The sequence below is a fragment of the Acidithrix sp. C25 genome, from assembly GCF_904848545.2.
Genome location: NZ_CAJHCI020000007.1, coordinates 116,935 through 131,930 on the forward strand (window position 1 = coordinate 116,935; position 14,996 = coordinate 131,930).

Annotated in this window: 16 protein-coding genes, 1 tRNA gene and 1 pseudogene; 12 read left to right on the top strand and 6 right to left on the bottom strand. The window is 50.8% G+C overall.

The features are described from left to right. The first annotated feature begins 9 nt into the window (after positions 1-9). From tmk to ACIDITHRIX25_RS82150, 4 genes and pseudogenes are all read left to right on the top strand, one after another. A complete protein-coding gene (gene tmk, locus ACIDITHRIX25_RS82135; protein ID WP_201731857.1) occupies positions 10-627 on the top strand; it encodes a dTMP kinase in 618 nt (205 codons plus the stop codon). A gap of 90 nt (positions 628-717) precedes the next feature. Further along, positions 718-1,797, top strand: a complete 1,080-nt coding sequence (locus ACIDITHRIX25_RS82140; protein ID WP_201731858.1) for a DNA polymerase III delta subunit-related protein — start codon at positions 718-720, stop codon at positions 1,795-1,797. Between the two features lie 37 nt (positions 1,798-1,834). After that, positions 1,835-1,910 (top strand) — tRNA-Thr (locus ACIDITHRIX25_RS82145). A gap of 216 nt (positions 1,911-2,126) precedes the next feature. Beyond that, positions 2,127-2,752 (top strand): annotated as a pseudogene (locus ACIDITHRIX25_RS82150) (IS607 family transposase). Here the strand turns inward: ACIDITHRIX25_RS82150 and ACIDITHRIX25_RS82155 are convergent. Beyond that, positions 2,744-3,025 (bottom strand): hypothetical protein, encoded by a 282-nt coding sequence (locus tag ACIDITHRIX25_RS82155; protein WP_201731859.1) that lies wholly within the window; start codon positions 3,023-3,025, stop codon positions 2,744-2,746. The pseudogene ACIDITHRIX25_RS82150 and the gene ACIDITHRIX25_RS82155 sit on opposite strands and share 9 nt — an antisense overlap. On the opposite strand from ACIDITHRIX25_RS82155, the gene ACIDITHRIX25_RS82160 reads away from it, so the two are divergent. From ACIDITHRIX25_RS82160 to ACIDITHRIX25_RS82190, 7 genes are all read left to right on the top strand, one after another. Further along, positions 3,026-4,552 carry a zinc ribbon domain-containing protein gene (locus tag ACIDITHRIX25_RS82160; RefSeq protein WP_201731860.1) on the top strand — a complete coding sequence of 509 codons (1,527 nt, stop codon included), beginning with the start codon at positions 3,026-3,028 and terminating at the stop codon, positions 4,550-4,552. 570 nt (positions 4,553-5,122) lie between these two features. Next, positions 5,123-5,461, top strand: coding sequence for a helix-turn-helix domain-containing protein (locus tag ACIDITHRIX25_RS82165; RefSeq protein ID WP_052604020.1), 339 nt, complete (start codon positions 5,123-5,125; stop codon positions 5,459-5,461). A 1,159-nt stretch (positions 5,462-6,620) separates the two neighbouring features. After that, complete coding sequence (locus ACIDITHRIX25_RS82170) at positions 6,621-7,013, top strand: DUF2237 family protein (RefSeq protein ID WP_082058359.1); 393 nt, start codon at positions 6,621-6,623, stop codon at positions 7,011-7,013. Positions 7,014-7,564: 551 nt separating this feature from the next. After that, positions 7,565-7,837, top strand: a complete 273-nt coding sequence (locus tag ACIDITHRIX25_RS82175) for an AbrB/MazE/SpoVT family DNA-binding domain-containing protein (protein WP_052604016.1) — start codon at positions 7,565-7,567, stop codon at positions 7,835-7,837. A gap of 995 nt (positions 7,838-8,832) precedes the next feature. Continuing rightward, positions 8,833-9,015 (top strand): hypothetical protein, encoded by a 183-nt coding sequence (locus tag ACIDITHRIX25_RS82180; protein ID WP_201731861.1) that lies wholly within the window; start codon positions 8,833-8,835, stop codon positions 9,013-9,015. A 482-nt stretch (positions 9,016-9,497) separates the two neighbouring features. Beyond that, positions 9,498-9,788, top strand: a complete 291-nt coding sequence (locus tag ACIDITHRIX25_RS82185) for a hypothetical protein (protein WP_201732154.1) — start codon at positions 9,498-9,500, stop codon at positions 9,786-9,788. Between the two features lie 8 nt (positions 9,789-9,796). Continuing rightward, entirely contained in the window at positions 9,797-10,078 is a 282-nt protein-coding gene (locus ACIDITHRIX25_RS82190) for a hypothetical protein (protein WP_349632174.1), read from the top strand. 901 nt (positions 10,079-10,979) lie between these two features. On the opposite strand, the gene ACIDITHRIX25_RS82195 is transcribed toward ACIDITHRIX25_RS82190, so the two are convergent. Further along, on the bottom strand, positions 10,980-11,282 hold the full coding sequence (locus ACIDITHRIX25_RS82195) for a hypothetical protein (protein WP_201731863.1): 303 nt from the start codon (positions 11,280-11,282) through the stop codon (positions 10,980-10,982). On the opposite strand from ACIDITHRIX25_RS82195, the gene ACIDITHRIX25_RS82200 reads away from it, so the two are divergent. Then, entirely contained in the window at positions 11,169-12,614 is a 1,446-nt protein-coding gene (locus tag ACIDITHRIX25_RS82200) for a neocarzinostatin apoprotein domain-containing protein (RefSeq protein ID WP_502756223.1), read from the top strand. The two genes, ACIDITHRIX25_RS82195 and ACIDITHRIX25_RS82200, sit on opposite strands and share 114 nt — an antisense overlap. A gap of 124 nt (positions 12,615-12,738) precedes the next feature. On the opposite strand, the gene ACIDITHRIX25_RS82205 is transcribed toward ACIDITHRIX25_RS82200, so the two are convergent. The 4 genes from ACIDITHRIX25_RS82205 to ACIDITHRIX25_RS82220 form a co-directional block, all read right to left on the bottom strand. Continuing rightward, positions 12,739-13,056, bottom strand: a complete 318-nt coding sequence (locus tag ACIDITHRIX25_RS82205) for a type II toxin-antitoxin system PemK/MazF family toxin (protein ID WP_201731865.1) — start codon at positions 13,054-13,056, stop codon at positions 12,739-12,741. Beyond that, entirely contained in the window at positions 13,053-13,325 is a 273-nt protein-coding gene (locus ACIDITHRIX25_RS82210; protein WP_152626222.1) for a ribbon-helix-helix domain-containing protein, read from the bottom strand. Before ACIDITHRIX25_RS82210 ends, ACIDITHRIX25_RS82205 begins: the two co-directional genes overlap by 4 nt. A gap of 136 nt (positions 13,326-13,461) precedes the next feature. After that, positions 13,462-13,668 (bottom strand): hypothetical protein, encoded by a 207-nt coding sequence (locus ACIDITHRIX25_RS82215; RefSeq protein WP_052607245.1) that lies wholly within the window; start codon positions 13,666-13,668, stop codon positions 13,462-13,464. A gap of 380 nt (positions 13,669-14,048) precedes the next feature. Beyond that, on the bottom strand, positions 14,049-14,915 hold the full coding sequence (locus ACIDITHRIX25_RS82220) for a hypothetical protein (RefSeq protein WP_152626221.1): 867 nt from the start codon (positions 14,913-14,915) through the stop codon (positions 14,049-14,051). Positions 14,916-14,996 lie beyond the last annotated feature (81 nt).

Here is a 14,996-nt window from a genome sequence, read left to right on the forward strand (position 1 = left end):
GATAAGGTCGTGGCCAAGGAGCTCAAGGGACGTTTTTTTGTTTTAGAAGGCCTAGACGGTGTTGGTAAATCCACCCAAACCCAACTTGTCTCTGAAGCGTTGCGCCAACGAGGGGTCGAGGTGGTTGAAACGCGTGAACCAGGTGGAACACCCCTAGGCGAGGCACTTCGGGATCTTATCTTTGGAAAATATAAGATAGGAGCTAGAGCGCTAGCCTTGGCGATGGCGAGTGCTCGTGCCCAACATTGTGAATCGGTGATCTTGCCGGCACTGGAACGTGGGGCTTGGGTCGTGTGCGACCGTTTTTCAGGGTCGTTCTTGGCTTATCAGGGATTTGGCTATGGGATTGACCTTGACAAGTTGATGCTTTTGGACTCCTTTGCCACCGACTCTCTGGTTCCAGAAATGGTCTTTTATATAATGGAACCGACGAATCGAGCAATGCGAGAGCTCTCTTCTTCGGATCGTTTTGAGGGTCAGGGACAGACCTTTCAGTCGCGTGTCAGGGATGGCTTTGGTCAACTTGCACTTAGATCTGGTTGGGTTTGCATAGACGGTGATGGTGAAGTCTTTGAGATTCGAGATCGGATTCTTAACGTTATTGACGGCCATAGATCGGATCCATAGGTGCTTATTTGTCAGATCTGTGACGTTGTTTCGTGAAAGTTACTAGCTTCGCCTAGAATTTTCCTTAGTAACTGTGGATAGTGATGGATTATGTCAGATTTTGAAAGCGATTCGCTCGTAATTTCGCCGGTATTGAAGTCGGTCTCTGTCCACCGTGATTTAGCACCTGTTTTAGGTGCTCACCTATCTCATCCGAATAATAGTTACCTTTTCTATGGTCCGCCTGGTAGCGGAAAAGAGCTTTGGGCTTTGGCCTTTGCGGCGGGACTTCTGTGTTCCAGCGGAGGGTGTGGAAGCTGTGGGATCTGTCTTGCGACCCTTGCACGGCGATCTCCGGATCTGAACTATTTTGAGAAGTTCAAGAGCTCGCTCTCGGTTGACACAATCCGCGATGACATAATCCGATTGGCTGTTTTGTCGCCAAACCAATCTTCTCGTAGGGTTGTCATCATCGAAGAGTTTGACAACATAGCAGAGGTAGCCCCTGTGCTCTTGAAAGTTATAGAAGAACCGCCGGCATCTACTGTCTTCATTATTGTGGCTCGCACCATCCACAAGGCCCTGGCCACAATCGCCTCTAGGTGTGTTCGGGTGGAGTTCTCGGGCCTTTTAGACCAGGAGGTCACTCAGTGGTTAGAAGATCAAGGACTGGGTTCTAAAGAGGCGAAGCTTACTTCATCCTTTGCTAGAGGAAATCTTGATTTAGCTCGAGATTTAGGTCTTGATGGAAGGTTGGAGAATCGCCTTGAGGCGTGGGGGGAGCCAGCTGGCAAACGCTACACAAATGCAAAAGAGCTGATTTTAGATGCGTCACGTGTAACCAATCTTATCGATAGCGTTACGGCTGATCTAAAAAAACAACAGGAGATAGAGCTTTCTAGCTTCAAGGCTACGAATCAAAAGAGTTCAGGAATGAAAGGGATCTTTAGGGAAGTCGAGAACGAACATAAGCGGATTTTGCGATTTAGACGGAAGGTTGAATTCGATGCAGGGATCTCTATATTTCTAGCATATTATCGTGGATCCCAATTTTTTGAAGGCGCAGACCCCGTCCAAGCAGCGGAAAACTATCAGAAAGTTGTTGACGCCTCGAGGACGACATTGCGCCAACTCAATGCCGGGGTTTCAGAAACCATTGCACTAGCTAGCCTTTTTGGCCAGAGACGCTAAATCGCTAAAAGTTCGCTATGATTAATACGGCGATAATGCCCGGGTAGCTCAGTCGGCAGAGCAGCTCACTCGTAATGAGCAGGTCAGGAGTTCGAATCTCCTCTCGGGCTCCAGGCCAGAGACTATTTTTACTCTTTTTACTTGACACCAGTACATAAAAAATACATAATTGTTTTGTGACAGGCCACAAGAAAGAGATACGACCGGGCGTCTGGAAACTGCGGGTAAGCGCCGGCCTCGATCCTGTGACGGGGCACGAAGCTGTTCGCATCTAGTTCGGCAGACATAAGTACTTATCAGTGTCGCACTGATGTATTGTACTTTAGGTCATGGGACAACTGGTACCTATCGCCATAGCAGCAAAAGAGCTTGGCGTGCATCCTGACACACTTCGGCGATGGGAAGTAGAGGGTCGCATAGTTCCAGCCGAGCGCACTGCTGGTGGCAGAAGACGCTACGACTTAGCCAAGATGCACCACCTCGCTCCACGCCAGAGACCATCAGCGAGAGCGACGATTGCCTATGCCAGGGTATCCACAAACCAACAGAAGGACGACCTGGTGCGCCAGGTGGCACTGCTCGAATCCTTCTGCGCGGCAAACGGGTGGATCTACGAGGTCATCTCCGATGTGGGATCAGGACTCAACTACCATAAGCGGGGACTCAAACAGCTTATCTCCAGGATCTGTTCAGGCGAGGTCGGTCGGCTTGTGCTTAGCCATAAGGATCGACTGCTTCGTTTTGGGTCAGAACTCGTCTTGTCCCTTTGTGAGCATTTCGGAGTTGAAGTCGTTATCATCAACGCTAGCGAGGATTCCACCTTTGGAGAAGACCTAGCAGACATGTCATCGAGATCGTAACCGTCTTCTCGGCCAGGTTGTGCGGGTCGAAAAGCAACAAGAACCAAAAAGTGATGGAAACACTCCAAGCGAAAGCCAGGGAGATCTCACCATGAGCGGTGTATCTGTGTGCTGGTGCTTAACTGAATGGTATTGAGGCTAAATCCATACCCCAGGCTAAAAAGAGGACCGTACGACTCGGAACGCTCCCTCTGTCCACACATAAGCGTGCGCAGATAGACGAGGCGCTCCGCAGTTACAGAGATGCCAAAGATCGTTTCTTGGTGGAGTTGGCTCCTATGGGGATGTGGAGTTTCCTCGATTCCAAGCGGGACTTCCGAGACGCTATGAAGAAGGCGGACGTCTACCCACAGGACGTCAACGTCCACTTGGTAGACCAGGCAGCCTTCGACGCTGTGGACACCTGGGTGCGCCACATCGAGTCAGTCCTGGCCATAGAAAACGTGAAGGCCAAGATCCATAAGCACTATAGAGACAACGAGATGCAGCAACATTTTGCCTATACCTGTCTCACTCGTTACGCATGGATCGGAGAAATCACACAAGGTAGAGTTCCTGCTATCAATTTGAAGGTACTTGTCGGCTTAGGAGGAAAGGAACGCGCCCAGGTTGTGCGTTACTTGCATCGGGTACTGCGTAAGGCACTCTCCAAGCACAAGAACCCGAGGGCACACGCGATGCGGTCGATGGCTCTGGCAGAAACCCTGTACGCGACATTCACCACGATGGCAATTCCCAAGAACCATACCTGTAACCCCGAAGACCGCAGGTGCAGGCAGCCCCATCTTTCGCAGTACGTGAAGATCATCGGAGCCAAGACCAATGCACGGATCGCACTTTCACTTGTTGGGGTCTCACGCGTGTCGGGCGACATCCGTCTCGTGGCGGAAAAGGGATCGAAGTGCGCAACGGTCCATGTTGTCTATGGCATCAAGGCCCCGGAGAAGGCGACCGGACCAATTGATGCCATCGACTGGGGTGTTACCGAGGTGTGCACGGACTCAAAAGGACACAAGCACGGGATCAGCCTCGGTGAGATCCTTGAAGAGTTCAGTGAAAAGAACAACGCAACAGGCAAGGTCCGAGGCAAAGCACATGCGAGGACCAGGTCTCTTCGCAAGGTAAACACCAAATCGAAGAAGGCCCCCAGGATAGCGAGGAACAACCTCGGCCACAAGAAGCAGGCTCGTCGACGTGAACGTGCCCAGGCCAGCGTACGCACGCTGTCGGGTCAGGCGACAAAAGAGGTTATCTACGGAAAAGGCAACCGGACCAGGGCGAGGGGTAAGGTTCCCCAAGACCCAACACAGCGCCCGCGCCTCCTCGCTACTGAAGACCTCTCGTACTTGCGCGGCAAGGCCAAGTCAAAGAAGATGTCTCGGATATGTTCCACATGGATGCGATCCGAGAACGAAGGTCGTATGGTGGTGCATACGAGCATCGGCGGTGTCGATGCCAAAACGGTAAACGCGGCCTACACCAGCCAAACGTGTCCCGAACCGACCTGGGGGTATGTCTCATCGGACAACCGCCAGGGGGACACGTTTCACTGGCGCAATCCATATTGGGATTGCAACTGGCAGGGTGATGCAGACCACGTAGCCGCCACGAACCTCAAATCCAGACTCACTGATCGACAGATCAGTGTCTTCACCGCCTACACCGAGGTGAAGGTGATCCAGAACGAGAGGTTCCGTAGCCGAAAGGAAAGCCGAGTTGGAGCACGTATCGTCCTTCAGGGGATCACCGGCAACGGTGTCCAGGGTGCGTGTATCGAAGACAGAGCTACCGCTCACGGCAGGACTCCAAGCAAACCACGAAGGCGCAAGCCCGTTGTGGAAGGTGGTAATGTTTTCGATGCCACCGACTCGCATAGTCCCGAGCACACGGTGTGAACGGGGGAGACTCAGCGGCTGGAGAGCGAAAATAAAAGGATACCTAGAAATGCCTAGGTTTTCTGGAGCGGATCAAGTAGATCTTAGCGGTCTTTCTGTGGGCAGAGAGAAAGCATTGGCAGAGATTCCAAACTTGCGTAGGAAGCTGAGCGGGTCAGGAAGTATACGAGAGTACTTAGAATATAATAAAGTTGTTATGTTTAGCAATATCTTAGGCAAAAACTCAGTGGGAGAGTATGGCAGAAACGCTGTGGTGCAAAGAAGCGGTAGCCGAATTCGAAACGCTGCCGGTCAGTGAGAAAAGAGCGATTGCAGATGCTCAAGTGAAATTAGAGACAATGGGTAGTGGACTACCCTTCCCCCATCAGAGTTCAATTCGGAAACTGACGGCCTGAGAGAGCTCCGACCAAGAGGAGGGAGAAGCCGTTGGCGGGTTTTTTACCGACGCGTAGGGCCTGAGCTGTTTGCAATCGGAGCGGTTGGACCGGAGGCCTCGGTGAGTCCGAAAGGTTTCCGACGGAGTGTTAGGTTGGCTGAGGAGCGTCTTAGCGGGTTTAAGGAGTACGGAGAATGATGGATAGGACACCAAAAGGAACAAAGACTGGCAAGGAGGTCTTAGAGGGTCTTCTCAAGGATCCCGAGTTTCAGGAGGAGTGGGAACGTACTGCCTTGGCGCGTGCCGTGGCGGTTCGAGTAATCGAGTACCGCGTGGAGCATGGCATTTCTCAGACGGAGTTGGGTAGAAGGCTCGGGATGCACCAACCTGCTATTGCGAGACTTGAAGAAGGAGAACACAACCCGAGTATAGATATGCTCAGACGACTTTCAGAGAAACTTGGGATTGACTTCAATATAAGCATCCATTTGGGATCGTTAGAAGTCGAGGGGTCAACGAAAGCATCAGCATGATTGCGGGCAGCCTGGCGAACTCTCCCAGGGATTCATAGGGTTTGGGAGTGCACACTCGCAGGTAAGTGTTTCGCGTTGGTCGCGGGTGGAAGCAAGTAGGGTACGCGTTATCAAGATCAGCGGCTTTAGGAAGCCTCACGGGTCTAAGCGAAAGAATATCAATGTCTTTGGCAAAGCTGGAAACCGCAATCTTGGAGGGTATTGCATCGAAACGACTGGATGAAATAAGGTTATAATTCCGCAGATTCTCGGTGAGAGTCAGGTCTTAGGCTCCATTACAGGTGGCGACCTTGTTGCGCGAATACGGATGCATATCGCACTCATGCACGCACTAGTGTCTGTAGCAAACAAACGCGTAGTTTTCCTTTAAGATGTAGCACACAAGTACCAGGAAAGAATTACGGAAAACATTGAAGCCCATTTACGGAAAGCCCACCTCTGACTTACAGTAGCCCGCTGCTTTGGAGTGCCGATGACCTACTCAAGTGGTCGACGGAGGTTTCAATGAGTCCAGGAAGATCGGGGGAGCTCCCGATCAAGGGTGAAGAGGGCCTTTATTATTCCCGTAAAAATCAGCACTACATAAATCAGTACATAATTTTTGTAAACAATAGCGTTCTTGGTTGTCCATATGTAGTTGGGACACCGCCTATGACATGCGTTTTTGTAATTTAAGGTTTCTTCTGATCTGATATAGACCTCACTCGTAATGAGCATGTCAGGAGTTCGAATCTCCTCTCGGGCTCCAGTCCAGAAGCCGTTTTTACTCTTTCCGATTGACACCAGTATAAGAAAATACATAATTATTTTGTGATAGCTGTGTCCTTGTGATCTTAATTCAATTAAATTCATTAATGTCCTGCCCTTCAGCATTTGATGACTCCTCCGTGGTTTTGAATGTTCCACAGACAAGTCTTACTGGAGGGTGGGTCAATTTAATGTTGCTGATCCTGGGTCAATTTAATGTTGCTGGCAACAGGAAGGTCAAGGCCCCATGGGCGTCGTCGTTGTTTACAGTCATTGACGGGTTAGGACACGTCTGGTTTCTGGGCTCGGGTGTCGGCGTATGGTCACTATCGATGGGTTGATAACTCACTTGCGGCCACCAAAAGCTTCGAAGCACCAAGGTGCGCCGAGTCTGTTGTGTTATACTTCATGGATGGGCGAATTCAACGTGTTGGGTGGTGAACTGGAGCCGTGCGGCACCGATCCGCTCACCGGCTTCTACCGGAATGGATGCTGTTCCACCGGACCTGAAGATCTGGGTAGCCACACTATCTGTGCCGTGGTAACAGCCGACTTCCTCGAACATCAGCGCAATATCGGCAACGATCTCGTCACTCCAGCTCCGCAGTATCGCTTCCCGGGCTTGATTCCCGGAGACCGCTGGTGCGTAACCGCGGCAAACTGGTTCCGGGCCCACCACGATGGTGCTGCGGCCTACGTGGTACTCGCATCCACCCACGAGCGCGTCCTGGACATCGTGCCGCTCGCCGTGCTGCAAGAGCATGCAGTCGACATTCCAGAAGGACCGGATTATCTCACGGGTTGACTATATTTGCTCGACTCGGCGCTGTTTTTCCCTCTTGAGAAGGACGGTTGATCTTCCGCAATCTGAGCCAGCCATACCCCAAACAGGCCGTGTCTGAACTGCTCCGGCAGAATAGAAAGGTCAATACCCAAACGGTTTGCATGGTGAATTTTGTCAAGCGCTCTAGTTCCCAACGTATCAGTGTCAGGGAATGATAAATCAGCGGCTATGGAAATCCCCGCACCCAGGATGAAGACATCCGGTGCCTCCTCGTCCCACGCACCTGTCAAGGTTGCGAATCCAGGTGACACCAACCGACTTCCTTATTATTAAAGCTACTTTAAATAGGACCTAGCTTCATCCGTTTCTTTCTTTCCCTGAGGCATCCTGAATTTGTAATGTTGCTGGTTCAAGATCATAACTTGAACCTTGGATTGCCAAGTTATCAAGCCGACGACTCCACCCATGTCGTGAAGGTAAACTCGTATTGCTTTGGCTTGGACTTACCTGGCTAATCACCATTATGCCGAATTGTATTACTGCCATTCTGGCAATAAGGTACACTCGAGGTTATGGAAACTGTAACTGTACATGGATCGGGAAGACTGACGGTACCAGCATCTGTAAGAAAGCAGCTTGGACTGACCGAGGGCACGGAGCTCGAGATCGAGGTGGACATGGAGCAAGAAGCCCTTGTCTTACGACGAGTCGTTTACCTAAGGTTAGAAGATGCTTGGGCGTACACTCCTGATCACCGTGAACTCATGGAGAGGGCACATCGAGATTCCAAAGAGGGCCGCGTCAAGAGACTTAGCGAAGAGGACCTGGAATCTCTAGGTAGCTGAGGAAGTGCTCCACGAATATCAATCTCTCGAATTTACAGAAACCTTCCTCCTGACGTTCGCGTCTCGGGATTTTACCCCCTCCGATCGCAAAACTTTCCTAAAAGCATTACGCCTTCTCGACGAAAACGAGAAACACCCTTCCGTCCGGGTGCATAAACTTGAAGGCGACCGAAGTGGATCATGGTCAGCGTCCGCGAGTGTTGTACTAAGACTAACGTTTGAGAGAGCAGACGATGGAACCAAGCGGTTACTAACTTGGTCAAAACACTATGACCGATAAATTTGGTCGGTAGTTGGGAAAATATTATCCTTGTACGCTAATAGTAGGTCACGATAGGTATTGCACGAAAGTACACTCGAATCGTTCCTGGTAAAAGCCCTGTAACTTATAACTGGCAGTCAAAAGGTGCACGTTTGCAGTTCTTTTTGGCGAAATTACAGCATGTAGCTTTTCAACGAGAATTCCCCGACACCACTCACCTGGTGCACCTGAGAGCATTTACGCGGTAAGCGGCAAGTTCTGTCTAGAACCAGGTTGGACTGCAAACTATGGTCAGGCACCGCTTGTCCGCACTCTTACCTAATACTTTGCCACCATCAACTATACGAATTTCCGAACATGCGCCGACGCTCATTGTCACAGCTAGCTCCACCAACATGGCGACCTCCTCGATGGCCAAGTATTAGGCAATCCAAGTGATTGCGTCGCCAATTTTCAAAGAAAAAACTGTAACACAGGTATCGGAGCCAGTGTCGCCCAGCTACCAAAGCCGATCTGGAAAGTGTAAAACAGGTGGTAAGGCCAATGTGTAACAGAGGTACCGAACTCTTACATTAGAAAAAACTCACAACTACCGACCAAACGAAAGTCAAAGATTGACGGGCTCCCCTAGAAATAGGCTTTTAGCTGGACATATGTAGCGAGTTCGGAGGGATTCGAACCCCTGGCGTTCTGATCCGTAGGTGCGCCGGGATAAACCGGTATGGAGGAAGAGATGAAAGAGCTCTACATCGAAGGTCTAGCGAACCACGATGACCCCGAGTCATGCGTCGGCGTCCGCGAGGACGCAGGCGAAGCGTTGACAGGGGCACGTGCAGGCCAGGCTATTGAGGCGCGTAATCAGAGAATTCGAGGTGCCGACGCTGTCTATGGAAGCGGAAGGCAACACCACCGCTAGCGCTATCGCAAGTTGCTTGTGGGCCCCGCGCGGTCAGAGAACCATGGCACCTACGGAACCTCCATGCGCGAGAACCGGGAGATCCCGCGCTCGCCAGTCGGGTTGATCACCCAGTGGGCCGCTCAGGAAAGGCTAAGGTCGTACGCCTGAGATGAACGAGCGCGGGAAGTCAGACAACCCCATATTACCTACGAAGCTGTCGAACAAAACCGGGGGACCGGTAGCGGAGGTAGTGGAGGAAAGGAGGTAGTGGAGGAAAGGGGGTTGGCCAAGGGGAACACGACCGACCTAACACGCCCCGGACTCAGAACCGGACCCACTTGCGGACAAGGTGTGTCAAACGGGCTGGATCGTGTGCGCGAAGTAGCAAGAAAGGACAAGCAAGCAAAGTTCACAGCACTTATTGCACCACATCGACTCAGACCGCCTGAAGGCCGCCTATTTAGCGATTAACCCGAAGGCTGCGCCATGAAATCGATAACGTGACATGGCACTCCTACGAAGAGAATCTGAGGGAGAACCTCGAAGATCTTCTTCAAAGGGTCCACAACGGTGCCTATCGGGCAAGCCCTTCTCGTAGGGTATACATACCAAAACCAGATGGACGACAACGCCCACTCGGTATCGCAACGCTGGAGGACAAAATCATCCAACGTTGGGTGGTGGAGGTGTTGAACGCTATATACGAGAAGACTTTCTCGGATTCTCCTACGGGTTCCGACCAGGACGTAGCCCCCACGATGCGCTTGATGCGCTGGCGGTCGGGATCTTAGAGAAAAAGGTGAACTGGATACTCGACGCTTATATCAGCGACTTCTTCTCCAAGTTGGATCGAACGTGGTTGAGGAAGTTTCTCGAGCATCGCATTGCGGATAAAAGAATCCTGCGACTGATCGACAAATGGTTGGCCGCAGGAGTCATCGAGGATGCGAAGTGCACAAAGACGACCGAAGGATCAGCACAAGGGGCATCGGTTTCACCATGCTCGCTAACGTGTACCTTCATTGTGTCTTTGACCGCTGGGTCCGACAGTGGAGATACAAGCATGCACGGAGCGACATGATCGTCTCGAGGTTTGCCGACGACTGTTGCCAGCAACCTATTTTTGACCCACCCCACCCATTCATGGTAGTGCGTTTGAGCAGATTGAGATATCGCTGGTTGTAGATTTTTGAATTCTCTTGGGTCAAAGTCCACTGCGATAACTGACATTTGCCACTGGGTTAAATCTTGACTGGTTGAATTGGATTGCTTGGAAAACTTATCCATTTAGGCGTTAGGACTTAGGCAAGGCACTGGTTGTCGTATATCCATGGATCAACTCGAGGCTCTATGGCTTCATAGTTATAGTCTTTGGCCCAAACGGTCATGATCCATAAGTATTGGTCTTCGAATTAATTGGATTGTTGGTTCTAGGACGTGGGGCTAATGCTACGGCAGCATCTTGATGATTAGGAAAGGAAGAACTTTTTGTTGATTTAGTAGTAGCTACGGGCTGTGGGTCTTGTTGACCAAGAGTCGCCGATTTCAACTCGGTAGGCGAAAGTTACAAATTTGACTACCTGTAATATTCTTGGTCCACAAATCCACAGTCCATTAGGACTTGTTGTAGTCATAGGATCTTAATATGTAATAGAAATATCTCAGAGTGCATTTTGGCAATCACTGATCACCTGTGATTGGGTTCTCAGCTTTGGAATGATCCTCTTGTTATCTCAAGGTCCATCCTCGATTCGACGGCAAATGTGTGGAATGCGACCCTTAGCTATCTTTTTCGATCGAGGGGCCAGAATGAGGTGCTTATCCAAAATGTCCTAAGACAAATGTCGACACAGGATGCTGAAGCGACCTAGCCCAGGAGATACCTCAGTTCCACGATGAATACTAATTGTACGTAGCATTCGAAGACGTAATGGAAGAGCACAGTGTATTAGATATATGATTTTGGCCATGGCCCGTTTCATTCAAAGTTGTGGAAAGTTCAGGGCGTCACATATTTCCAAAAGTGGAGCTGGCAGGTGGAAAAATTGCAGATTCTGATTTTGGGGTATCGTCTGTCTGGTACCCACCGGATGAGACTCCTCGCTGTCGGCTAGGCACTGCTGGCCGCCAGTTGTGGCACCACCAGTGGGAATACGCCTGCTGGTGAGTCTGTGGCGACCACGACCAGCAGAACTGCGTCTTCTGGGCTCAGTCTGAGTGTCTCTCCGGACACCGGTCTTGTCGGCGGTCAGCAGCTGCAGGTAGGCATATCCGGGTTCCCCCATGATGCCACTGTCATGGTCTACCAGTGCGCAAGTGCAGCATCGGCCACCAACTCGAATACGTGTAGTGGCTTTATCTACCTGTATACCGCAAGCAGTGGAGGTGCATCGGGGCTATTCATCGCGCAACCGTCGGTGGGTGGCGCACAGTCGAAATCGACGTGTCAGGATCAGTGCGTCTTGGTTGGCATGGTGATCAAGGAGGGCGCAGGAGTTCCTCCTAGCCCACCACCGATGGCTACGTCTCCGTTGTCATTCTCAACCACGGGGACGCAGGGCCTCAATGGTGCATCTCTACAGGACTTGAGCTGGATAAGTAGAACCGAGGGTTGGGCGATGGCCTCCCAGCCATGTGTCACAGGTTTGTGCGTCCGCCTCGAGCACACCACCGACGGTGGGGCGCATTGGCAGCCGCTACCGGATCCACCTGCCCTGGTCCAGGGCGGTCCAGTCAATTGTTCCAAAGCAGTCTGCGTAAGCCATGTACGTTTCGCGAGTTCAAAAATCGGGTACCTGTTTGGGCCTGGACTATTAATGACCACCGATGGAGGTCATACCTGGCAAGTGCAGCACGGCCTGAATGTGGAGACGTTGAAGGTATCGAGTGGCAGGGCGTACCGAATCGCTTACAGCCAGACGGGGTGTCCAGGTCCGTGCGCGCCAACCTTGCAAGAGTCAGAGCCTGGTTCCACCTCTTGGAAGACACTGATAAGCCAGCTCACCAGCCCGGACCGCAGCGCCACAGCGCAGATCGTCAGCTCTGGTTCAGCCATACTCGTTGCCCTATATGGCAGCTCCGCGGGACCGGTATTGGCGCAGGCTGTTGTCTACCGCTCAACCGACAACGGTGTTTCATGGCAGCCTATGAACGATCCATGTTCTGGTCTTGGCCCTAGCGGCAAAGGGCAAGAGGAGGACCTGATTGATCTGGCCGCAGCACCGCAAGGCCACTTTGCCGGCCTATGCAGTCCACATAGCGGGTTCGCCACTTTCGTAGTCAGCTCTGCCAATGACGGCCAATCCTGGAATATTGCCGGAATTCTGCCGAAGACGCAGGATCTGACCCAGATTGCTATGGTAAGTCCCTCTGTCATTGTCGTCTCCACTGGTTCAACCGGGGGCAGTGGAACTTTCACGGCCCGACTCCTGGTTTCGACTGACGTAGGCCAAAATTGGACTACCGCAGCCACCGATACGCAGCAGATCACTCAAATGGGTATTCCGGCTTGGCTGGGAGTCGAGACTTCACTGGTCGGTAGATGGATCAGTGGCCCCCACTCCATATGGAGGACCAATGATGGCGGACTGCACTGGACGAAAACCGCCTTCAGCTGAGTCCTATTGTTCGCCGATTCCCTAAACATTATTGCGCTGGTAGGTGTTGGTTTATCGTGCTCAACTCTCATGGCACGAAAGCGGGTATCGGGTCGCCTACGAAATCCGGTGCGGAAATCTAGGGCTAGTTGCCTAAACCCAGCGCAATCTCTAGAGCAGAGTTGAAGGCTTCTAAAGCCACAGGTCCGAGGCATCCACGTCTTCTTGTCAGCATGGTCTTTGGTAATGTGAAGATATTGTCGCAGTTTGTCGCTGATGTGTGAGAAAGTCCTTCTTCGCGACCAACCTCAACTTCAGCGACATGGCCTCGGTATTTCGAGGTCACCAGCACGCAAACTAGGTTGGTAAGGAGAGGAACTGCGGTATCTCTAGTTGCAATAACAACTGGGTGCCTACCCACTCCGGGTATTTCGGCATCCCAGATTTCCCCTCTGAAGATCACTTATTGCTTTCAATCGCTATCGTTGCCGAACTTATCCCCAACTTTGCGATCAGTTCCTGCTCGTCAGGGTCTATAGCCTCGTAGCGCTTCCGGTACGAATCCTTTATTGCCTCTTCAGAGTGATGGCTCAGCCATTCCCGTACAGCTCGAGATATTATCGCACCTCGGTTAGGAGCGACCCCACAAGCCACGGCATTGTCGATGGCTTGGACAACATCTTCGTCTAGGCGAGCTGTTATAGGCTGACTCATGAATACAAGTATACACATTGTACACACTGAATCCTCCAATGAATGAGAGAAATTACATATGGCGGGTGTGACGGTTGCAGTTCTCATAGATTTACGAACCGTGACGGATTAGCGTCCGTAACATTTTCGAAAAGGTTACAACTTTTAGGGCCATCTAACAGCGTAGGTTGAATCTGAGCTGGGCAATGGCACATGTGGTTAGAGCTTGATCGGTATATGCAGTGGCGGCGGCTTCAAAAGCTGGTTCGGCAATTGCTGCGCCTTGTTCAATTTCTGAGATGTAGGCCGGTCGCGCAAGTATGAGCGCCTCGGCAAATTCTTTATTGGTGTTGACTGCTTTGTGAATATCTCTTTTGAACATGTATGCAGGATTATCAGAAGTTGATGCGAAATTGCCTTTGTGAAGGTGGCATTGGGGCTGGAATAGGGGAGAAATTCAAAGACTCTAATGTGACCACACCTTTGCAGTTCTAAAACGCATAAAAATTAGAGGTGTCGTTTCATCGATAGCCCTTCAGAAAATACTGAGCATTTTCATCAAATAGGTTGCTTCAAGATGTCAACCGAAATAGCAAGAGTTTCACTTTGCTACGCTTTTGCGAGAAGCCCCTTTTAGAATGTTTTCCCCATAATATTTACCGAACCATTCCATGTGTCACTGCCAGAGAGGCTCGACTTCATTCCGTAAAAAATTCGACATATTAGGTTCACTGGCATTACAACAATTGAACGCCATGTGGGTCAACTTCCATAGACCTTGGAGACTCGCAACACGCTTATTAGTCCAACCGGAGCATGAGATACCTGTGTACTAGAAGGAAAGTCACCTATTCCACGTTGGCCCGCGGGAAATAATCTAACTTCAGTCGTTTTCTGATCAGCAATACAACCTGAAACGTTTATTGGCTTGGCGACCTCTATCGAAACTTGAAAGTTTCCAGTCTTCATATTGCCATTAGCAGCGGCCGAAAACAGCTTCTCACAGGAGCTTGAGTCATACCTAATGGAAAGCTTTCGACTAGTAGAGCCGCTCAGTTCCTGCCAATTAACTGACTCCACCACGCTAAGGGGCTCAATAGTTGGCCCTACAACCTTGCCTGCGCAGGGAAGCGGACCTTGATTCTTATAAACCACCGAATTGCTCTTTGAATTACCATTAATAATCACTGCAGTATATATCTGGTCTATTTCCGTATTTGGGCTTGCTTTCTGAGAGGAAACGCTCTGAGCTGGACAGCCAGTTGTACCTCCCCAGGCAATACCTATCCAAGCGGGCGTACCAGCAATTGCAGGTAACCCATGAGGCAGTGTCATAGAGCGGATCGTCGCTAACCCATATCCCAAGATGGCAATCTGATGGCTACCCTGGACAGCCGAAGCTGCTTTAAATATTGACTCTGACTCGCTCCAGGATATATTCGACTTTGCGTTTGCATTACCTTTTTGAATGGGTGATATTGAAAGGTTTCCCAAGGCAACCTTTTGGACATATAAAGTATTTGAAACCGCACTTCTGCTGGGTAATCCTGCTTTACTGGAGGCAGCCGTATTTCCACAGTCAGAAACCATAACACCTGGAACTAATAGCAGCAGAAAATAAAGTTTCAATGGCCATATTTTTCTATTCACTGGCACCGCAACAGGCCCTTTTCATCTCATCGCAGAATAGCCCCATTTCCCCCACTCTCT